This is a genomic window from Paenibacillus sp. V4I3 (genome assembly GCF_030817215.1).
Taxonomy (GTDB): Bacteria; Bacillota; Bacilli; order Paenibacillales; family NBRC-103111; genus Paenibacillus_E.
This window is the reverse complement of record NZ_JAUSZA010000001.1, coordinates 2,986,940-3,007,333: the sequence shown is the minus strand read 5'-3', so window position 1 is coordinate 3,007,333 and position 20,394 is coordinate 2,986,940. Positions and strand designations below refer to the sequence as shown.

At 45.5% G+C, this 20,394-nt stretch carries 23 protein-coding genes, 1 pseudogene and 2 riboswitches; of the genes and pseudogenes, 12 read left to right on the top strand and 12 right to left on the bottom strand.

Translation table 11 applies throughout. The annotated features are described in order from the left end of the window. Positions 1–3 precede the first annotated feature (3 nt). Entirely contained in the window at positions 4–1,281 is a 1,278-nt protein-coding gene (locus tag QFZ77_RS13835) for a CapA family protein (protein WP_307440382.1), read from the bottom strand. Positions 1,282–1,435: 154 nt separating this feature from the next. On the opposite strand from QFZ77_RS13835, the gene QFZ77_RS13830 reads away from it, so the two are divergent. Together QFZ77_RS13830 and QFZ77_RS13825 are read left to right on the top strand one after the other, a co-directional pair. Then, positions 1,436–2,209 carry a metallophosphoesterase family protein gene (locus tag QFZ77_RS13830; RefSeq protein ID WP_307440379.1) on the top strand — a complete coding sequence of 258 codons (774 nt, stop codon included), beginning with the start codon at positions 1,436–1,438 and terminating at the stop codon, positions 2,207–2,209. Between the two features lie 76 nt (positions 2,210–2,285). Next, on the top strand, positions 2,286–2,504 hold the full coding sequence (locus QFZ77_RS13825) for a hypothetical protein (protein WP_307440377.1): 219 nt from the start codon (positions 2,286–2,288) through the stop codon (positions 2,502–2,504). Positions 2,505–2,653: 149 nt separating this feature from the next. On the opposite strand, the gene QFZ77_RS13820 is transcribed toward QFZ77_RS13825, so the two are convergent. After that, the gene (locus tag QFZ77_RS13820; RefSeq protein ID WP_307440375.1) at positions 2,654–3,289 is read right to left on the bottom strand and encodes an O-methyltransferase; all 636 of its coding nucleotides are present in this window, start codon (positions 3,287–3,289) and stop codon (positions 2,654–2,656) included. A gap of 135 nt (positions 3,290–3,424) precedes the next feature. On the opposite strand from QFZ77_RS13820, the gene QFZ77_RS13815 reads away from it, so the two are divergent. Next, complete coding sequence (locus QFZ77_RS13815; protein ID WP_307440373.1) at positions 3,425–4,576, top strand: THUMP domain-containing class I SAM-dependent RNA methyltransferase; 1,152 nt, start codon at positions 3,425–3,427, stop codon at positions 4,574–4,576. A gap of 192 nt (positions 4,577–4,768) precedes the next feature. Here QFZ77_RS13815 and gloA2 read toward each other — a convergent pair whose 3' ends face one another. From gloA2 to QFZ77_RS13790, 5 genes are all read right to left on the bottom strand, one after another. Then, positions 4,769–5,164 carry an SMU1112c/YaeR family gloxylase I-like metalloprotein gene (gene gloA2, locus QFZ77_RS13810; protein ID WP_307440371.1) on the bottom strand — a complete coding sequence of 132 codons (396 nt, stop codon included), beginning with the start codon at positions 5,162–5,164 and terminating at the stop codon, positions 4,769–4,771. 111 nt (positions 5,165–5,275) lie between these two features. Continuing rightward, positions 5,276–5,689, bottom strand: coding sequence for a hypothetical protein (locus tag QFZ77_RS13805; RefSeq protein ID WP_307440368.1), 414 nt, complete (start codon positions 5,687–5,689; stop codon positions 5,276–5,278). 175 nt (positions 5,690–5,864) lie between these two features. Next, positions 5,865–6,170 (bottom strand): hypothetical protein, encoded by a 306-nt coding sequence (locus QFZ77_RS13800; protein WP_307440366.1) that lies wholly within the window; start codon positions 6,168–6,170, stop codon positions 5,865–5,867. A 103-nt stretch (positions 6,171–6,273) separates the two neighbouring features. After that, positions 6,274–6,368, bottom strand: a riboswitch (cyclic di-GMP riboswitch). Positions 6,369–6,479: 111 nt separating this feature from the next. Beyond that, entirely contained in the window at positions 6,480–7,703 is a 1,224-nt protein-coding gene (locus QFZ77_RS13795; protein ID WP_307440364.1) for an MDR family MFS transporter, read from the bottom strand. Between the two features lie 320 nt (positions 7,704–8,023). After that, on the bottom strand, positions 8,024–9,019 hold the full coding sequence (locus QFZ77_RS13790; protein WP_307440361.1) for a glycine-rich domain-containing protein: 996 nt from the start codon (positions 9,017–9,019) through the stop codon (positions 8,024–8,026). A 111-nt stretch (positions 9,020–9,130) separates the two neighbouring features. Here QFZ77_RS13790 and QFZ77_RS13785 point away from each other — a divergent pair, with 111 nt between their 5' ends. Beyond that, a complete protein-coding gene (locus tag QFZ77_RS13785) occupies positions 9,131–10,015 on the top strand; it encodes a TIGR01777 family oxidoreductase (RefSeq protein ID WP_307440359.1) in 885 nt (294 codons plus the stop codon). A gap of 56 nt (positions 10,016–10,071) precedes the next feature. Here QFZ77_RS13785 and QFZ77_RS13780 read toward each other — a convergent pair whose 3' ends face one another. Then, the gene (locus QFZ77_RS13780) at positions 10,072–11,562 is read right to left on the bottom strand and encodes an esterase-like activity of phytase family protein (RefSeq protein ID WP_307440356.1); all 1,491 of its coding nucleotides are present in this window, start codon (positions 11,560–11,562) and stop codon (positions 10,072–10,074) included. A 168-nt stretch (positions 11,563–11,730) separates the two neighbouring features. Here QFZ77_RS13780 and QFZ77_RS13775 point away from each other — a divergent pair, with 168 nt between their 5' ends. Continuing rightward, a complete protein-coding gene (locus QFZ77_RS13775) occupies positions 11,731–12,225 on the top strand; it encodes a glutathione peroxidase (protein WP_307440354.1) in 495 nt (164 codons plus the stop codon). A 53-nt stretch (positions 12,226–12,278) separates the two neighbouring features. Here QFZ77_RS13775 and QFZ77_RS13770 read toward each other — a convergent pair whose 3' ends face one another. Both QFZ77_RS13770 and QFZ77_RS13765 read right to left on the bottom strand, forming a co-directional pair. Continuing rightward, positions 12,279–12,500, bottom strand: coding sequence for a YuzB family protein (locus QFZ77_RS13770; protein ID WP_307440352.1), 222 nt, complete (start codon positions 12,498–12,500; stop codon positions 12,279–12,281). Beyond that, positions 12,500–12,802 (bottom strand): heme biosynthesis protein HemY, encoded by a 303-nt coding sequence (locus QFZ77_RS13765; RefSeq protein ID WP_029199372.1) that lies wholly within the window; start codon positions 12,800–12,802, stop codon positions 12,500–12,502. The genes QFZ77_RS13770 and QFZ77_RS13765 overlap by 1 nt, the downstream gene beginning before the upstream one ends. A 217-nt stretch (positions 12,803–13,019) precedes the next feature. Between QFZ77_RS13765 and QFZ77_RS13760 the strand changes: the two genes are divergently transcribed. The 3 genes from QFZ77_RS13760 to ytvI are packed head-to-tail and all read left to right on the top strand — an operon-like array spanning position 13,020 to position 15,297. Further along, positions 13,020–13,391, top strand: coding sequence for a winged helix-turn-helix transcriptional regulator (locus QFZ77_RS13760; RefSeq protein ID WP_307440348.1), 372 nt, complete (start codon positions 13,020–13,022; stop codon positions 13,389–13,391). 27 nt (positions 13,392–13,418) lie between these two features. Then, positions 13,419–14,165: a type I methionyl aminopeptidase gene (gene map, locus QFZ77_RS13755; RefSeq protein WP_047686259.1), complete on the top strand. Its 747-nt coding sequence runs from the start codon at positions 13,419–13,421 to the stop codon at positions 14,163–14,165. Positions 14,166–14,184: 19 nt separating this feature from the next. After that, complete coding sequence (ytvI, locus tag QFZ77_RS13750; RefSeq protein ID WP_307440344.1) at positions 14,185–15,297, top strand: sporulation integral membrane protein YtvI; 1,113 nt, start codon at positions 14,185–14,187, stop codon at positions 15,295–15,297. Between the two features lie 71 nt (positions 15,298–15,368). On the opposite strand, the gene QFZ77_RS13745 is transcribed toward ytvI, so the two are convergent. Beyond that, complete coding sequence (locus tag QFZ77_RS13745; RefSeq protein WP_307440342.1) at positions 15,369–16,151, bottom strand: AraC family transcriptional regulator; 783 nt, start codon at positions 16,149–16,151, stop codon at positions 15,369–15,371. Positions 16,152–16,274: 123 nt separating this feature from the next. On the opposite strand from QFZ77_RS13745, the gene QFZ77_RS13740 reads away from it, so the two are divergent. The 4 genes and pseudogenes from QFZ77_RS13740 to QFZ77_RS13725 all read left to right on the top strand — a co-directional run bounded on the left by QFZ77_RS13740 (position 16,275) and on the right by QFZ77_RS13725 (position 20,060). Further along, complete coding sequence (locus QFZ77_RS13740; protein ID WP_307440339.1) at positions 16,275–18,524, top strand: FAD-dependent oxidoreductase; 2,250 nt, start codon at positions 16,275–16,277, stop codon at positions 18,522–18,524. 80 nt (positions 18,525–18,604) lie between these two features. Further along, positions 18,605–18,684, top strand: a riboswitch (ZMP/ZTP riboswitch). Positions 18,685–18,829: 145 nt separating this feature from the next. Further along, positions 18,830–19,239 (top strand): annotated as a pseudogene (locus QFZ77_RS13735) (bifunctional 5,10-methylene-tetrahydrofolate dehydrogenase/5,10-methylene-tetrahydrofolate cyclohydrolase); the annotation flags it as partial. Between the two features lie 126 nt (positions 19,240–19,365). After that, on the top strand, positions 19,366–19,545 hold the full coding sequence (locus QFZ77_RS13730; RefSeq protein WP_171690084.1) for a hypothetical protein: 180 nt from the start codon (positions 19,366–19,368) through the stop codon (positions 19,543–19,545). A 314-nt stretch (positions 19,546–19,859) separates the two neighbouring features. Beyond that, on the top strand, positions 19,860–20,060 hold the full coding sequence (locus QFZ77_RS13725; RefSeq protein ID WP_047686271.1) for a hypothetical protein: 201 nt from the start codon (positions 19,860–19,862) through the stop codon (positions 20,058–20,060). Positions 20,061–20,102: 42 nt separating this feature from the next. On the opposite strand, the gene QFZ77_RS13720 is transcribed toward QFZ77_RS13725, so the two are convergent. After that, a complete protein-coding gene (locus tag QFZ77_RS13720) occupies positions 20,103–20,312 on the bottom strand; it encodes a hypothetical protein (protein WP_057307023.1) in 210 nt (69 codons plus the stop codon). Positions 20,313–20,394: the final 82 nt, after the last annotated feature.

The following is a 20,394-nucleotide window of genomic DNA, read 5'->3' as shown; positions in this document are numbered from 1 at the left end:
CTCTTATTTCTTGCTAACATTTCCTTGAGCGTCCACTTGAGCACCTATCGAGATTTTACTCAAACGCTGAAAGAGCTTTGCGCCATCTTCCGTACTCATGGGTGTAGGCAATGCTGCTTTGGTCAAAATAGGCACAAGGTGGATATCGCATTGTTTATCCTTAGAGCATGCAGCCTCTAGAATAACCGTCTCCCAAGTCTTCGGGGTATCATTGGTTGTAAAAATGAAATTGCCTAGACTATAAGCAATCCATTTGCCTTTGTATTGCTCAAAGCCTTGTAAAACATGTGGATGACCACCCACGACCAGATCAGCACCGGCATCGATGTAGCGATGGGCCAGGTCTTTCTGATACTTATCCGGATTATCGCTTCTTTCTACTCCCCAATGGGCAACGACAACGACCAGATCAGCACTTTCTCTTGCTTTTTGTATGGCTTCGATCGGCAGCGTGTAGCTATACGTTTCAGCTACACCCGGATGGCCAGGACCTGCTTTCCATGAAGCCTCAGGAACGACACGGCTGAAGCCGAAGAAGGCAATCTTCACACCCTCTTTTTCCACGATGACCGGTCGGTAAGCTTCTTCTAAATCTTTGCCCGCTCCAACTCGCTTAACGTCCTCTTGATCAAGGGCATCCAACGTGTCTAGCAAACCTTCCGTACCATAATCCATTACATGGTTGTTCGCTAGATTAACGAGATCAATACCGGAAGCTTTCAAAGTAGGTAATGCCATCGGTGAAGAACGATAGACGTAATCCTTACTTTGAACTGTACCTCTAGTCGTTATAGGTGTTTCTAAATTAGCAATCGTATAATCAGGCTTGGTTAGAAAGTCTTTAACATTCGTGTAGGGGTAATCATAGCCTTTTTGCTTTAAAATATCTTCCACTTTGGAGGCCATCAACACATCACCCACAAAAGTTAACTTCACTTGCCCGCCACTAACTGTGGGCTTATTCGTTGCGCTAGGAGCAGGAGTCGAGATAACGGCTTTTGCCGTAGACTCTGGGCTAGGCTTTGCGCTTGGCTCCGCACTAGCTGTGCTCGCTGTATTCGTTGGTTTGGTTGGAACAGGCGAAACACTAGCCACTGGTGATGATGCTGAATCTTGCTCTTCTGCTGATTTACTGTTCGATGTCCAATAGGAAGCGCCTATGCCAATAGCAAAACAAGCTGCTGCGGCAAGCGTGAGTCCCCCAATTACTTTGAGCGGGGTCTTCTTGGTCGTAGAGCGTTCTTTTTTCGGTTTACGGTGACGATCTTGTCTGGATTCCAATCAAAACATTCCCCTTTCCCCCTACAAATTATAGCAGAAGAATCCCTCGTTGGGTAATAGTAAGAGACTCTCATTTTCAGATTCATAATCCTTGTGGTATAACTGAAGCATAACGAAGGTCATTTGAGTTTATCAGAGAAAGGGAACGAAAACGTTGGAGAAAATCGCAATCATATCGGATATTCATGGTAATTTACCCGCACTGGAAGCTGTGCTTTTAGATATTGAACGTCGAGGAATTAAACGCATTATATGTTTGGGCGACCTTGTGGGTAAAGGGCCTGATTCCGCTTCTGTCGTTGACCGTATCAAGGAGGTATGTGAATCTGTTGTTCAAGGAAACTGGGATTTGGGGATTACCCTTCCGCAGGAGCAGCCCGCAGGATTGTGGCATCAGCAGCAGCTTGGTGAGGATAGGCTCGCTTATTTGGAACAGCTGCCTTTCTCCGTTGATTTGAATGTAAGCGGCAAATTGTTCCGACTGTTCCACGCTTCTGCGCAAAGTGTTTATCATAGAGTGAAACGTAAAGCATCCAAGGAAGAACGTCTCGCAATGTTTCAAAATACGGAGATGACAGGTGAGTCGACAGATGGGAAACAGCCTGATATTGTCGGCTACGGAGACATTCATATTCCCTATCTCATAACGATCAAAAACCCATCGGAGAAACGCTCTGTGAAGCACGCGAGCAGCGGACTGATGCTCTTCAATGTTGGTAGTGTGGGAACGCCCTATGACGGCATTCCACAAGCCTGCTACTGCGTTTTGGAGGGGGAAACCGAAGGCAATGTTCAAGCTGGGTTTGCGATTCAATTCGTGCGTGTTCCTTATGATATTGAATGTGCTGTTCGCTTGGCTTACGCCGCACAAATGCCGGAATGTCAACGTTATGAACTAGAGATTACTACAGGTCTGGTTCATAAATGAAGAGTGAAAATAATCATGGGAATTCCTTCCACAATATGATAATATAGGCGTATCATTGAAAGTGAGGATGCCATCCATGAGCCTGAACTGGCGTAAAATTATTTTGATCGTCGTATGTGCAGAGTTATTATTTATCTATTGGAACGGCATCAGTGCTATTTCTTTCAAGAAGCAAGAAGTCACTCACCCTAGGACCACATCACAACCAGTGCCTCCGTTAACGCAAATCAAACCAATTACTCCTGGCAAATTAAGTGAGTCTGACTTCCATATACCAGATCAAAAAGCATCTTAAAGTTAAATAAGGGGTAAGCTTCGCTCACCCAATACCACAGAACATTATTTGTCAATGAAAAACGCTCTAAGCTATTGCTAGCTTAGAGCATTTTTCCGTACAAAGAGGAAGTTCTAAAGATTATACGCTGTGATGTTGTACAAACCGTGTTACTTCACTCGCGCTAAAGCCAAGCCATCATAAGCTGGCAGGATGGTGCTTTCCAAACGCGGATCGGAGGCGATCAGCTGGTTGAAGGTACGCATAGCTTGGACCGAGGCTTTGGTTTGGTTCGCGTCGACGACTTTTCCTCGCATCAGCGTGTTATCCCCTGCAATAATGGCACCAGGATTCGCCAAGTTTATTGCGAGCTCCAAATAATTCGGATAATTCACCTTGTCCGCATCGATAAAAAAGAAATCAAATCGCTCTCCCTGCTCAAGAAGCTCATTCAGGTGAACGAGTGCTTCGCCAATCCGGTACTCAACGAGCTCGCCAAGGCCCGCTTCAGTTATATTTTGCTTGGCTACATCAGCAAATTCTTGTTTTAACTCAAGCGAAATCAGCTTGCCGCCTTCTTTCAAGCCTCTCGCCAAACAAATCCCGCTATAACCGCCCAAAGCACCTATTTCCAACACCTTTGTCGCGCCAATCATCGTAACCATCATAGTGAGCAATCTGCCATATCCAGGTGCAATCGATATTTCGGGCATATTATGGGTGCGTATGACTTCCTTTACTCGCTCTAGAACTGTATCTTCTTCGTATAAACCTTCCATATAGCTCTCGGCTGTTATGGTTTCCATGTTTTTTCCTCCTTAGAAAAGCATCAATGCATCCACTCTGCGTGTTTCGTTTGTAACTGTAACCTATTTGTCCTATACTTGTTAATTGTATGAGTTTTATGAGCGATGTACAACCCGGATGGAAGGAATCTAAACATGCCACAACAAATTGAACTAATCGCAACTTGCCCAATGGGACTTGAGGCCATCGTTGCTCGCGAAATCCGTGATCTTGGCTACAACGAGGTGACTGTCGAGAATGGTCGTGTCCGTTTTCTTGGAGACGAGCTGGCCATCTGCCGCACCAATCTTTGGCTCAGAACCGCTGATCGCATCTTGGTACACATGGGTCAATTCAATGCCGTGACTTTCGACGAGCTTTTCGAAGGCACCAAAGCCCTTGCTTGGCCTGACTGGATTCCGAACGATGCCGAATTCCCTGTGGAAGGGCGTTCCCATAAGTCACAATTATCTAGCGTTCCCGCTTGCCAAGGAATCGTGAAGAAAGCCGTCGTGGAGAAGCTGAAGCTTCGCTACGGAACGGAGTGGTTCCCTGAGAACGGGGCTCGCTACGTCATCGAAGTCGCACTCCTGAACGATATTGCAACGCTGACGATCGACACAACCGGCGCCAGCCTGCACAAGCGCGGCTACCGTAAGCTCGTGACCGAAGCGCCGCTCAAGGAGACCATGGCGGCTGCGATGATCCTCTTGAGCCGCTGGAAGGTCGACAGACCGCTCTACGACCCGTTCTGCGGGTCGGGAACGATTCCGATCGAGGCAGCTATGATCGGATGGAACATCGCGCCAGGACTGCGGCGCAGCTTCCCTAGCGAGGCGTGGGGCAATATCCCACGCAAGCTGTGGGACAAGGCTCGTGACGAGGCCTTCGACGCTGTTAAAGATGATGTTCCGCTGAACATCATCGGCAGTGACATCGATCCCTCTGCCATCGAAGTGGCAGAGGCTGCCGCGAAGGCCGCCGGCTTGACGAAGCAGTTCAAGCTGCTTGTGGAACCAGTGGCCAAGGCCCGTCCGCGCGGCGACTATGGCTGCTTGATCACCAACCCTCCCTATGGAGAGCGGCTTGGTGAAGCGCAAGATGTAGAGTTGGCGCTGCGCCAACTCGGTGCACTCACTGCTCCCATGCCGTCATGGAGCATGTTTATCCTAAGCCCGAGCACACAGCTCGAGCACTATATGAACCGCCGCGCGGATAAGAAGCGTAAACTATTTAATGGACGGATCGAATGCAACCTATTCCAGTATCTTGGACCATTGCCACCGCGCAGACAAACGGACAAGTAAAATAAAAATCCCTCAACGGCTCATCCGACCTAACTGCATGCATGCAGTGGGTCAGACCAAGCTAGTGAGGGATTTTATTTTATAAACAAAAACCAAATCAACAACGCCCATAGGGGAATGGACACAAGAAAACTCCATAGGCAGCCTTTGGCAAACCGCAGCTTCGGCTCCTGTTCTGTCCTTTCTTGGTGATCATTTCGCATGTTCCACCAACTCCAAGGGCAGTCCATCCGGATCTGTAAAAAAAGTATATTGGTCACCGGTAATAGGGTCAATCCGCACCGGTTCTACCGCAATCCCCTTGCTCTCAAGTTCCTTAACGCTTTGTACCATATTCGGCACGACAAAAGCCAGATGCCTAAGACCCCTTGCCTCAGGCTGGTTAACTCGCAGCGGAGGGTTCGGAAATGAAAACAACTCGATCTGCTGTTCGGTCTTCCCGATGCGTAAATCCAACTTATAGGAGTCACGTTCTGCACGATACGTTTCGTGTATGACCGTTAATCCAAGTAAATCGACATAGAAGTGTTTCGATCGCTCATAATTGGAGCTAATGATCGCCACATGATGAATTTGTTCTAACTCCACTCCATTCCCCCCTGTTCCCATTTAGTGAAAAATCGCATTCCGGGAACTCCCCCTCCTGCGGTCCGTTTCACTTATTTTATCCGTCAGTTCTCATTGTTTCAACAATTTTCTTCAAAACTTCCTCAGCGTGCACATAGTCAACTTGGGTCGCGCCACACGCTCTTTCACATCCGGCAATTCCATAATCTCATGAACGGATATCGTTGCACAGTTCTGCACAAGATCTTCCATCAATTGATAATTACTAATCCGATAATCGCGATATCGCCCTAAACCCGTTCGAGCATCCATGATAAAAGATAATAAATCCCATCCGCTCGGATTCAAAATATCTTCTTTGCTGAACTGCGCCGAATCCGCTTTATCTACCCCGAGCATAATATCATCGATATCGCCGAAGGTCTCACGCCCTCCATAGTAATCATAAACAACACGTGCCGCACTTGGCGCAATTCGGGTTTCCCCTTTAAATTCAACCTTTTCGCCCATCCGCTCAAGTTCACTGGAATGATGATCGAACCACAAGCCACAACCTGCTACATAAGGGACATTGGCCAAAATAATGCTATGTATCCCCCTAATAACAGTTCCAAAGCACTACTAAAACATTTGACATTCATTACATCAGCTCGTGTCAATTTGTGACAATGATTTTGTCTTTACAATTCCCTTACAGCTGGCAATAAAAAAAACGGTACGCCTAGATAGGCTGTACCGTTCTTAATTTGGATGATAAACATTGATAAAGCCTTGTCAAAAATGCTTCAATTTGCGACATCGGCGGCATTTTTACAGAAAGCTTAACTTCGCCCTTCCAGTAGAAAATCAAGATGCTATTGTTTCTCCCGTGAAACATTTCAACATCCCAACAAGCCTCATTTAACGCGTATTCTTCCCGATTGATCATGAGCTTTGGTCCATCCGAGGAAGGCACCAAACGGGCAACATGATTACCACATAGCGAAGTCACTTTTTGTTCTTCTTGTAGTATTCCTTCAGACTGCATGCTGCTGGATCCTCCTTTTATTTTTACATAAATTTGTTATGACAGAGAAAAAACCCCACCATAGTGAACCGATCGGAGGGGTTCGGATGTTGATACCCAATCGTTCGGCGGCTGGCTGGCTGCGAGTCCGGTTTGCAGGACAAGTAAGCCCCTTTAGCTTTGCGTCACTGGCTTTCGCCAGCTTTGCCTTTGTCGAGATGTCTTACTAAATATCTGAAGAGCTAAGAGTAATAAATATCTACACTCTCAAGGATACGGGAACTCGATTTGAAATCGAATAGTTCCAAAGAACTAATTTTGCAATATTTTTCAAAAATTTTCTTTTTTCGACGTATTTTTCGCCGTAATTTGACGAATCGTGCCTCTCCAATAGAAAATGGATCCCGTAATTGTAAGAACAGCCATAAGAACATACAACGTATTCCCACCATAAGAAACGAGCAAAAACCCACCTAACCAAGGCCCAATAAAGTGGCCTATGTTCGTTAATGTTTGAGCGCCAAAATAAGTGCCACGCATTTGCTCGGGAGCTAATTTGTCAATCAACATATTAGCAGCAGGGTAATTTAGAATCTCACCAAGGGTGAAAATACCCATCGAAATAATAAGCCATACCAGCGAGTGGGAGAATGCAAAGCCAACATCCCCTAACGCAAACATTAGGTTGCCAAATATAATCGCAGCGAGGGGCGTGTACTTTTCTGCCAAACGAGTAAGTGGAATCTGCATGGCAATAACCACGATCGCATTTACACTCATTAAGATCGCAAACATTTTCACACCGTCTACAAAGTTCTGCTCCAAATATTGCGAAAGTGTCACCATCACCTGTGAGTAACCGATAGCTCCAATAATACCGCCAAGGATATACAAGCGAAAAGTCAAATCACTGCGAATCACTCGCAAAGCAGAACCAAAGGTAACCGAAGATTTCTTCTCACCCTCGATTTTCTTGATGCCAAACGCGATGAGCAGTGCGTAAAGGGTGACCGCATAAATAAAATAAATGATTCCAGTGATGAGAAAAGGCAGCGCACCGTTCATCGTAGCGAAAAAAGCACCCAAAAGTGGCCCAACAGCAACACCAACATTAATCGCCATGTACCGCATCGAAAATACTTTAAGTCTCTTCTCAGGTTCTGTGAGGTCTGCCATCAAAGCCTGCGACACGGGCTCATAAAAAGATCGGCACAAGCCGTTCAGCATATTGAGCAGCATAAACAGGATTGGTAGTTTAACCATACCGAAACCTAAGAACACGAACGCCCAGCCGAAAAGAGCAGCCAGCATGATAATACGTCTTCCGAATCGGTCCGATAAGGTGCCCCCTATAAAACCGCCTACGGTTCCAGCCAAAGAACCCATCCCGATGACAATTCCGATCATCACCGCACTCATCGACGTATGCCTGGCTAAATAAATCGCGAGAAAAGGCAAACTCATGGAGGACGCAGCCCTAGCCATTACGGTTCCAAGAATTAACGTATGTACAATGGGATGATAAGAACTTAGAAAACCACGTAACCGATTCATTTGAAAGGACTCCTATCGCCGCTTAATTTACCGTAGGTCAAAGAAATCGACACCGAATTCCAATTATACACGAAAAATGACGATATGTGTCTCCAATTTGTTCTAATTTCGAATCTGTGGACTTAGGGCTACGGGTTCGTGACAGGATGGTTGGGGATGGGTTTCCCCATTTTAGTCTCGGTCTCCTTGTATGCTCCAAACAAAAAACACTCTCAGGCAGAGAGTGCAAAAAGTGTTTATAATGTCCATTCGCTTCCCCGCATGAAGCCTTGTCAGAGTCATCCGATTCCACGAACGGAATACTGCTTTCACAACTTAACCTAACTTCCCCCGCAACCAGACCCGCAGCTCGACCCTGACGAGCATGAAGAGCCCGATCCGGAGCTGCAGCTGCTGCCGCCGCCTTGATCTCCAGAACTATCGCCACTGCCTCCAGAACCTCCACAACCCGATGAAGAGCAGTTACTTTGCTTGTTATTTGGGTTATTGGTTTCATTCGCAGGCCACTGAGCGTTCATCCCGCTTGTATAGTTATTATTATCCTGAATGGAGAAGAACATCATGGCTCCTGCCATATACACCATGTTGTTCGGATTTGTTATCGAATCCTTCCATCCTGTATCCTCAAACCTGCGGCTGTTCGTTGATTGTCTGGCTTCGTTAATCGCCTGCGTGATTAGTATGCGGATCGTCTCTGCAACTTCTGGATACCGCTTCGCCTGCTCCATATCGAACCATTGCTCGGCGATTTCTTCATCATTCGCTTTGCGAAGCAAATCTGTTCGCTGCTCATCCAGCGGATTGCGGAAAAATCCGTTCCAGCACCGCGAACTCGTTGGAGCGAACTCGAACAAGTGCGCATATACCCAATCGAACCAAGCACGTTCACCCGGCATTTGCTTCGGTTCGCGTTCAGGTGAATGATGAATAGCGCCACCTGCGAATTGATCCCCGAACCGCTGATATTCTCTCGTAAACATTAGCATCTCATGCCAAATCTCATCGATTTCGCTGCTAAACATCGGGGTTCTTTTTAAAATGAGATTCATCAGGAAAAATCGTTTTAATTCAAACCATTTACAGGCAAACTCGTCATCGGACATGGAAGAATTCCCAGCTTTTACGCGATATTGGAGTCTTTCTACATAATCAAGTGGAAGAGCACTATTCAGCTTAGTAACGATTCGTTCTAACGGAACACCTTCTAGCAAACCAAGCCCTTGGGGTAAATCTGAAGCTCGAAAGCTCGGTTTGGATTTCCCTATGCGGCTTCTCTTGGACGGTTTGGGTGATTTTCGGAATAAAAAACGAAACATTTGGCATCCCTCCCTATTTCCAATATAACACAGTAATGTAAAGAGAAGAATAACATCAGTTGGAAAACATTGTATATAGGCCCTATAATAAAAGAAAGGAGGTGCTGAAGGATGAAAATAGCAGTAACCGGTGGCAGCGGGTTTATTGGTAAACGATTGATTTCTCATTTGCAGAAGCAAGGTCATGAAGTCATCAATATTTCACGTTCACCCAGAGCTGTTGTAGAGCATGTACGCACCGTTACTTGGGATCAACTAAAGACGGATTCAAGCGCATTCGCAGGACTGGATGCCATAGTGAATTTGGCTGGAGAGTCGATTAATCAGCGTTGGACAGCTGCGGCCAAGGAACGAATCGTTGGTTCTCGGCTAAAGGCAGCTGAACAAGTGGCTCAGCTTGTAGAACACATGGAAGTGAAACCGAAAGTCGTCGTTAATGCTTCAGGAATGTCCGTTTATGGTACATCAGAAACCGAAACCTTTGACGAACGAAGTCCGCACCGTCCTGTCGATTTCTTATCGAGGGTAGTCGAACAGTGGGAAGACGCGGCTGATCAGATACAGGGAACACGCATCGTAAAAGTCCGCGTTGGACTTGTTCTAGACGACAAGGAAGGCGCATTCCCAAAAATGGCATTGCCTTATAAGCTTGGTGTTGGCGGTCCCATAGGCAGCGGCAAACAATGGCTCTCCTGGATTCACATTGATGATATGGTGAGGCTTATTGATTTTTGCATCCAGAACGAAGCGATTATAGGTCCTGTTAATGCGACAGCGCCGAATCCTGTCACGAACAGGGAGTTTGGACGGGCATTAGGGAAAGCGATGCGAAGACCAAATCTATTCCCGCTTCCTGCTTTTATTTTAAAAATGATGTTCGGTGAGTTATCTACGCTGCTTTTGGAAGGTCAGAAGGTACTCCCTCGCGTATTATTAGAGCATGGCTTTACGTTTAAGTATTCTTTCGTTGACAAAGCCCTCGCTGATATTGTTTAAATAATAAAACCCAGACCACCGAGTGCGCCTCGATGAGCTGGGTTTTCGTTTACTTATTATTTCGTGGATAAGTCGTCAGAAACTTGAATAAGTTGTAATTGAGTTGGCGCGCTTGTTAGTGTTAATACGCCTTTATCATCATAGCTAATACCGAAGTCATTGTCGTTTACAATCGCAATCGTATTTTTGTCAACAACCGTCAAGCCTTCAATCTTCTCATACGGGTATCCTAGTTTAGCAATATCGACAATTAATTCCTTGCTAACTGGTTGAATACCTTGATCTTTGAGCTGCTGAACGGATAGGCTTTCCAGGTTTTTGCTTGTATCTTTTCCTAAAATATTCGTAGCCTTAGAGAAATCCGATTTGTAAATTCGTTTCAACTGTGCGTCAGCGCCCGCATTCTTATCTCGCTCATCTACAAGCAGTACATTACTGGATAGTGCGGAGAGATCACTGATCACGATATCTTTTTGGTTCACTTTGACGAACATGCCAGCTTGCTCAGCGACATAAACATACTCGCCCACGATTTGCTTTGTGGCTAAGTCCATTTTGAGGATACGCAGATTTCTCGAAGACTCCCCTGTTTTCTTATCTGGATTTGCCATTGGACTTTGAATGGATGTGTACAAGAATTTACCATCTGGAGAAATAGTCACACCTTCAAATCCACGGTTGGAAATACGCGTATTGTATACCTCAGGCAGTGTATCAAAAATTGGCGTTTGAGCACCAGCTTGAACGAGCTTGTCTTTAGCGCCTTTAGGGACATAACGTCCTAGTATCGTGCCATCGCGTTTCACTTGAAGAATGGATGGGCGATATTCATCTGAAACCCAAAATGTATCGTCAGTTGGGCTATAAGCGATACCTTCCAAATCAAGACCATCCGGATCATAAGCCAGCTTCGTAACACCTTTCTCATCATACGGCACTTCATCGATTCCAATCAAGTTCGGCAGTCCTGTTATGTATTTGCTATTGCTTACTTTATCTAATTTGCCATCTGGAAGCGATAGTTTGATCGTCTCCAAGATTTCAATGTTTCCGTTCGTAATTTTGAATTTATAAATACGTGGAATGTAGTTGTCGATCGGGAATGTGCGAAGTTTATCTTTACCTACTTCACCGTTGGGTCCACGATCCGCCAACGTATAGAACGTATCTGCAGCATCTTTAGGTAAGTGAACAAGACCTGAGAACCCGCCTTCTTGGATACCTTTTTCAAGCACAGGAGCATTTTTCCACTCAAATTCACCAGTCACTTTAGGAATATCTTTGAGCGAGATGGATTGATTCCATTCATTCCATTCGAGCTGTTTACCAAGTGCTTCACCAATGGTGCGAAGAGGAACATATGTGCTTCCGTTAATGACAACGGGATCTTTATCAAGGGTAAGTGTTTTCCCACCGGAAGTTAGTTGAAACTTCACAGCAATAGCCTCTAACGTAGCTTGTCCTGCGGATACGACAGTTGTTGTAGAAACGGCACAAATGGCCGCAAGTACAATAAGCAGTCGCTTTCTTCTCAGTAATCTTTTCATATGAACCCTCCATCATCTAATAAACTATCACTGTGATAAGCATAATGTTTATATATTCGTGGAATATCAGAGGGATATAAAAAAATTGTAAATTAAAAATAGCTGTTCAAACTTTTTAAAATTGCGTAAAATTAATTTGTGTAAAATAAAACAAAGGAGGCGGCCCATTTGAATGTTCATCAATTTACAGTTCGCACGATCCGCGGTGAAGAAAAGTCTCTTGCTGATTACCAAGGTCAAGTGCTGCTTATTGTGAATACCGCTACGAAGTGCGGCTTTGCTCCTCAATTCGAAGGACTTCAAGAGCTCCATGACACATATAAGGAACAAGGTTTTAGCGTCTTAGGATTTCCGTGCAATCAATTTAAGGACCAGGAACCCGGCGACGATGCTCAAGTCGAGCAAGCTTGCCAAATTAATTTCGGTGTTAACTTTCCGTTGTTCTCCAAAATCAATGTTAACGGCGCAGACGCCCATCCGCTTTACCAACACCTGAAAAAGCAGGCTTCTGGTCTTCTCGGCTCAAGCATCAAGTGGAATTTCACAAAGTTTTTAGTTGATCAGCAAGGCAATGTGATTAAACGCTTCTCCCCTACCACTTCACCAAGCAAAATAGACAGCCAAATTCGCAAGCTGTTAGAGAAATCAGCTGTTCATGCCTAATTTTGTTTGAATGTAAAAAAGCATCCAACCCCAAAGTGGGCGGATGCTTTTTCTCATTTTACATACTTTTTTGCCTTTTCAATCGCTTCGTCTTCTGTTGGTGCTGTCACATAGCGTCCATTAATAAATATAAATGCAAACCGGGAACACGGACCGCAATATGATTTGCAGGCAACTTTGACTTCAGCATCGGGTGCAATGACACTTATCTTAGAAAGGGCGGTCTTCACTTTCATGTGTTTGCATTTATCACAAATGCGGATATCATTGCGCATTAGTGATCTCCGTGATTCCCCTTGCTTGGGTTCGTAATCATGAAGCCTTCTTCTGGTGTGTAGAAGTAATCAATACGGATACCATCCAGCAAAGGTTCATTTTTATCTAGAATAACGTCAATACCTTTATCTGTGCTTACAAGGACGTCATTTTCTGATTTATCGTCAAGACCCAAACCATAGTGAGCATGGTCACCGTGCGAATGAGTCACTTGAACGCGAACCAATAATCCTTTGTTTTCTTCTTTATCAAGCTCCAATTGAAGTACTTTTGCAGCATTACGCGAAATTTTGACGTTCATATGTACACATCTCCTGAAACATTAATTTTTATTTCTTATTGTAAAGAATCTAAGGCACGAAATCAACCTTTGTCCCAAGTCATCCCTTACTTCTTGCTAATTCACTAAACGAACTTTAAAATACATAGTAGTGAGCACAAAGAGCACTAATTACACGGAAGTAACTAACTTACATAAAAGTTAGTTCCATACATTCAATTCGAAAGGAAGCGGTCTTATGTCAACCCTAGAGAATGAAAAAGTCGCTCCACTCAGCAACTATGTTCCTAAAGTACCCAAAGAAATCGAATGCTCGGTTGAAAGAACACTTGAAGTTATTGGTGGAAAATGGGCTTTTCTCGTGCTTCGCGAATTATTTTGCGGAACGAAACGTTTCGGCGAGCTGCAGCGCCAGATAACTGGAGTCAGCCCTAAATCATTAACGGATATCCTTCGTCACCTCGAGGAACATGGGGTTTTGGAACGAATGGCTTACCCTACGGTTCCTGTTACGGTCGAGTATACCTTGACACCGAAAGGCCAGGATTTGCATCAAATAATAAAAGAAATGAAGTTATGGTCAGCCAAAGTGGACATAATGAATAATTAGGGACTATCACCAGAGGAGTGGAGCTTGATGATCACCATCAAATCTAAAGAACAAATTGAAAAGATGGGCAGAGCGGGTCGCATCCTTGCTGATTGCCATAAAGAAATTGCCAAAATGATTCGACCTGGTATAACCTCCTGGGAAATCGACCAATTCGTAGAGGGCTTTCTGACTAAGCACGGGGCCACTCCCGAGCAAAAAGGTTATCACGGTTATCAATATGCCACTTGCGCATCCGTAAACGATGTGATCTGTCACGGTTTTCCTAAGAAAGAGCCTCTGAATGACGGCGATATTGTAACCATCGACATGGTTGTACGTATAGATGGTTGGTTGGCAGACTCCGCGTGGTCTTATGCGGTGGGTAACATTTCTCCGGTTGCCGAGAAATTGCTGAAAGTAACGAAAGAATCTCTATACAAAGGAATTGAGCAAGCCGTTCCCGGCAACCGTATCGGCGATGTGTCGCATGCCATCCAAGTGTATGCTGAATCTCATGGTTTTTCCGTTGTAAGAGATTTTATCGGACACGGGATTGGTTCCGAAATGCATGAAGAGCCGCAAGTGCCTCATTATGGACCAGCTGGCAAAGGGCCGCGGATTAAAGAAGGCATGGTCTTCACGATTGAACCGATGCTGAATGTAGGTAAATACCATTCCAAAGTAGATCAAGACGGATGGACAGCAAGAACTTATGACGGCAGCTTGTCCGCTCAATATGAACATACGATTGCCATCACGAGTCAAGGACCGATTATTTTAACCGAACAATAAAGATACCGGAGGAACATGCATGATTTCTTTTTACAAGAAATATTGGAGAACAGCCTTTGACATTGCTCTCATTGTTCTAACCGTCTATTTATTCATGCTGTTATTTAGTTACCTGTATCGCATTGCTACCCCAATCTTCCTGGCTCTGATCATTTTCATGATGATCGAGCCTTTTGCTCGGTTTTTGAACCGCAAAGGTATACGTAAGTCAATCGCTTCGGCGATTTCGACCTTAGTATTCGTCCTTATTATCCTTGGCGCACTAACCGGTGCCGCTGTCATATTCACCAGCCAGATCATGAGTCTTGTCGATAAAGTGGATGAATATCAAGCGGTGTTCAACGATCAAATTGTGCAAAAAATTAGCGAATTGAATGACCAATTCCAAGCGCTGCCAACTGACGTTATTGTGAAAGCCAAAGATTATGCCGGGCAAATCGCAGGTAATGCATCCAAGTTTATCATTGCTTTCTTATCTGGATTAGTAGCCTCGCTGACATCCTTCTCAACCTTCATGTTCAACTTCATCGTCGGGATTATCTTAGCCTACTTCCTTAGCATTGAAATTGATTCTTGGAAACGCCTTGCAGGTGAAAAAACACCAAAAACCTTCAAATCCGTCTTCTTTTTTCTCAAAGAAAATGTGGTGAAGGGAATCGTCTCCTACATAAAAGCGCAAGCCAAACTAATCTCTTTGACGTTCGTTGTCGTATTTTTCGCCTTGCTCCTGCTCGGCGTTAATAATGCTTTCTCCATCGCGCTGTTGTCAGGCATCTTTGATGTACTGCCACTACTCGGCGTATCAACTTTGTTCATTCCATGGATCATCTACCTGTTTATTGTTGGTCAAACGACATTAGCGATCTGGCTCAGTTCCTTACTCTTGGTCGTCATCCTCGTCAGACAAATTATGGAGCCAAAGATCACTGGGGAATCACTCGGAGTATCGGCCTTTACGACCTTAGCCTTCATGATCGTATCCCTTTCTCTCTTTGGATTTGCTGGTGTAATCCTTTCGCCAGTGTTGATCATTCTGATCAAAGCTCTGTACACGCAAGGCTACCTTCAACGCTGGATTCGTAAGCCTGAAGATGAGTATGTTCAAGGTAAATTACCTTATAGTGGACCTTAATGGTTGAAAATACGGATTACGCCGTTGAAAAATGCCCCAACTTCCTCATAAAGGAAAAGTTGGGGCATTTTTTATACGCGATGCCTGCTTCGGTATATTGATGGAGCCATGCCCATTTTTTGCGTAAAAACGCGACTCAAATAAAAGCCGTTTTCGAATCCGCATTTCCCGGCAATCGCATCCAAGGTAAGCGTTGATCCCTCTAACAAATGCCGAGCTCTTGTGAGACGCATCTCATTCAAAAACTCAGAAGGAGTTTGTCCGAACACCTTGCGAAACTTACGGGTGAATTGTACGGGGGTGAGTCCAAGAGAGACAGCCAAATCCAACAGGGATAAACTTGCATAAGCATATTCCGTCATGTACCTTCGGGCTTTCTCCATCAACAAATCGACTTCTGTGGAAGGGTCATCTTTGCGATCTCGCTCCATTTTGACTAAACGTAATAAATCGTTCACCATGTGCTGCTTGTGCAGCGTGCTCTCTTCATCCCAGCCGGGAAGCTGTCTCAAATAACGATAATTGGAAGATAAACGATCTGTATCGTTAATCGTCAATTTTCCTTTCCAGAAGGCTTCATCGCCAAAACTAGGTTCAGATAACCATACAAACTGCAGGAAGTGAAAGGACAATGGTTCAAGTGTTTTCCTCTGAAACACGGTGTGGGGTGGACAAATAACAAAGTCTCCGAACCCCGCTTCCCCTTTCCGCTCCCCAACACGATAGAAGAATCTGCCATCTTCTACGGCAAATATCGTCCAACATGGATACTCGTCTTCCTCTAGCATAAACGTCACCTTATGGTGCCAATAGACATGGGAGATGAGCTTAATAGTCACATCACGGAAAGCCACGCTCTCACCTCTTCAATAATGAAATAAAGTATATGCCTATTGTAACTGTCTGCATGTTCAATGGGAATAGGATATTTTACAATGAAATTAAAGATATTCTATGAATTAGTGAGGTGCTAAGTTATGAAGCATGAAATTGTTTTATCAGACATAACCGTAATCGGTGGAGGATTAGCAGGTGTTTGCGCGGCAATCGCTGCAGCTCGGTTAGGCCAATCTGTCTCGCTCGTCCAAAATCGTCCTGTCCTTGGCGGCAATGCCAGCAGCGAAGTTCGCGTCTGGGTATGCGGCGCTACTTCCCACGGTGCTCATCGAAATGCCAGAGAAACCGGCATCATGGGTGAACTATTCGTAGAGAACCAGTACCGTAATATCGACGGAAATCCTTATATCTGGGACCTGATCGTACTTGAAAAAGTCAAAGCAGAGAAGAATATTACGTTGTTCTTAAACACGGATGTCCATGAGGCCCATGCCGAGGGTGACGAGACTAGTCGAACGATTCGTTCTGTCACAGGTTGGATGATGGGATCTGAACGACGTATTCGTTTCGATAGTCGTGTTTACCTCGATTGTACGGGCGACGGGTTAGTCGGTTTCCTCGCAGGTGCGAAATATCGCATTGGCCGTGAAGCACAAGAGGAGTTCAATGAGGAATGGGCACCACTCGTCGCGGACGATATTACACTTGGGAGTACCCTACTGTTCTATACGAAAGATGCAGGCCGTCCGGTCAAATATATCGCACCAAGCTTCGCGAAAGACATCACACAAACCTCCATCCCCATGAAACGCGTCATTCACAGCGGAGATAATGGCTGCGCTTATTGGTGGATTGAATGGGGCGGTGAGCATGATGTTGTTCATGAAAATGAGCGAATCCGGGATGAGCTGTCCTCTGTTATCTACGGCATTTGGGATTATATCAAAAATTCCGGTAAATTCGAGAGTGAAAACCTGACGCTCGAATGGATCGGCTCTATTCCAGGGAAAAGGGAATATCGTCGTTTCGTTGGGGACTACGTGCTGAATCAGAACGATATCATCGCACAGGAGCTATTTGAAGACCGGGTCGCCTTCGGCGGCTGGTCCATTGACTTACATCCGCCACAAGGGATGTATGCCACAGCTAAAGGCTCCAAACATATGCATATGGATGGCAGTTACCATATCCCGTTCCGTTCTCTCTACTCCGTCAACGTGACGAATATGTTGATGGCGGGACGCAACATCAGCGCGTCCCACGTGGCTTTTGGCACGACGCGCGTCATGGCGACTTGTGCCGTCATAGGCGAAGCCGCGGGCACAGGAGCCGCGCTCTGCGCGGCAAAGGGCATCTCCCCCCGCGAGCTGCACAGCAGCCACTTGAGCGAGCTTCAGCAGACGCTGCTTCGACAGGATGCAGCCGTCCTTGGTCTGAAGAACGCGGATGCGGCAGACCTCGTGCTCCGCGCTGAGATGACAGCGTCCAGCACCTTGACGCGACTTGCTCTCGAGCAATCTGCGTCGGTGCTGCCGCTGATCGCGCATGTGGCGCTTCTCGTGCCCGCAGATCCGTTCATTGAAGGCATCGAGCTGCTGTTAGACGCTTCGGAAGCTACGGAGCTGACAGTCGAGCTCTGGAGCACTGGGAAGCCGCAGAACTACGTCCCACACACACAGGTGACGTCCATTCAAGTAGCTGTGGCTAAGGGTTCTCAGCAGTGGGTAAAGGCTGCGCTTTCTTGGCACCCTGAAACCGCTCAGAATGCTTTTATCATACTCAGAAGCAACCCGGCGCTTTCCGTCCATCTATCCGGCAGACCACAAACGGGCGTGTTGTCCTTCAAACATGATGCTGCATCAGAAGACACCGTAGATTTCGGTGATATGTATCATCATCAGCCGGTCATTGATTGGAGCGCGAAAGCATTCATCCGGAAGCCAATCTGCTTCCGTCTGCTCGCTCCCACATCCGCATTCGCAGCCGATAAAGCCGCCGATGGGTATAAGCGTCCTTACGGAGGCCCTCATCTGTGGTCGTCGGCTGGCTTGGATGCCCCCCAGCCAGAGTGGCTTGAAGCCAGTTGGCCGGAGGCTGTGCGGATTCGCAGCGTACATCTCACTTTCAATGATGACGTGAACGAAGATTTAATTAATTTGCATCATCATCGGACGGAATTCGAGATCATTCCTGAACTGGTCAAAGACTATAAACTTCAAGCCTTCATCGGCGGTGACTGGACCACAGTGGCTGAAGGGCTCGATAATCATACGCGCAATCATGTTCATCTTTTGCCGGAAGCTGTGACGACTGATCGACTTCGTGTGGTCGTTGAAGCGACAAACGGGACGGAACGGGCAGAGATTGTAGAAATCCGTTGTTATGGTTGATCGAAGGCAAACAACAACACGCATAAATCATTTTAAGAGTTGCGCATTCCATAACCTGCCATTATGATTAGATCAATTAAAAGTTGATGTGTGACTGGCGAAGCATGGATACCCATGAGGAAGCACATTGATGTTACAGTCGTACGCCTGGGCAGAGGTAAGGGGGATTGATCCCCCTTACCTCTTTGTGTTTTTATAAACAATGAAGGGTTGAGGGTAAAATGAGTTCAGAAAAATTAATTTTGGATGGTAAACTTGTTGCGAAAAGCAGCGCATGTAAGCGGCTAGGCATTGATTCCAGAAGAATCGCTATTCTCGATTATTATCAGATTCCAATTGAAGGCAGCACGCGGTAATCGTTGGTCGGAGTCTAATTCTAGGTAAACCCGTATCGCTTATGCTGCTGAATAGAAACGCAACCGTGACCATTTGCCATTCAAAAACAAATAATCTCCCTCTAATCATCGGATTAGCTGATATTGTCGTTGCAGCAGTTGGTAAACCTGCCTTTATTCAAGGAACATGGATGAAAGAAGGTGCTGTCGTTTTAGATGCTGGATATAACGCTGGTAACATTGGCGATGTCAATTTCGATGGTTGTCACAAAAAGGCCAGCGCAATTACTCCTGTGCCTGCTGGAATAGGCCCAGTGACCATCGCAATGCTGCTCAAACACACCGTCCTTGCTGCCGAAAAAAGCAAAATGATAACCTGAGTTTCCGACATTCTTTTTTCTAAAATAGGTCTTAATAACCCTTGTTTAACCTTACATAGTGTGTTATATTAAAAGTGCGTCAAATCAAGGTTTCCACTTCAAAAAGTTGACATAGGAGTGATACAAATGGGCAACAATTCCGTGCAAATCCCGCAAGGTGAAGAATTGATTCGTGTGGAAATGACGGTTAAGGAAGCGCTTGCATTGACAGGCACTAAATTTAACCAAAACCACAAATTAGAGACAGATGCAATCAAGAAGGTTAAACAATCCTTAGAAGATAAATTGCTGACACCGAACCATTAATCCATATCCACGCTCACCGCACATAGTCCTGACGAACGATTTCTAATCGCTCGCGGGGCTTTTTTCATTAGATCCCACATCCTTCAATGGCCTCGATCGAGGTTTTCTTATTTTTTATCGTATCAAATTCAGCCGAATGCTTATAATAATCTCGCACCGCCCAAAATCCTACATTTTAAGGAGTGAACAACCAAATGTCAGAAGATCATAAGCAGCAAGGGCACGCCAGACAAAATACAACGACACGAACAACAGATCAAAAAAGCAACAAGAAAGGTAAGAAATAACGATATTCCACTTCAGGAGGCCGATATATGCTCGATCAGTTAGAAAGCAATTATGACTGTGCGAATGCGGGCTCTGACCTGCATAGCTTAAAACAAGAACTTGAACAATTCCAAGGACAAGCAGCCTCTTCCGACAAAGAACAAGAAGAGCATCGGAATCGACTTGAGAATCAAATTCGTTTTATAGAAAATAAGTGTTCCATCCCAAGCGAACATATCCCGCAATAAAGAAAGTCCACGCCTTAAATAACAAGGGCGTGGACTTTTGCATTAAGTGACTTTTCTTCTTGTCAAAATACACGGAACACCTTTACCAACGGCTCCTGGCTCAGACATCATGGCCAAATACCGAAGCCCTCTTGTGCACGGTGTCTTACAAACCGCACATGTGGACGACTCCACAAGCCTCATCGTGTATTGCACTCTGGATGAAAGTTCTTTCTTCTTGGATGCCTTGCCCTTCCCTTTAGGTGGTGCCATATCCACGCCTCCCAACAGTTTCCTTCCTTCAGTATATGAAGTCTGGGCGGAACGGTTCTTGGGAAGCATGCTCAAGTTCGTT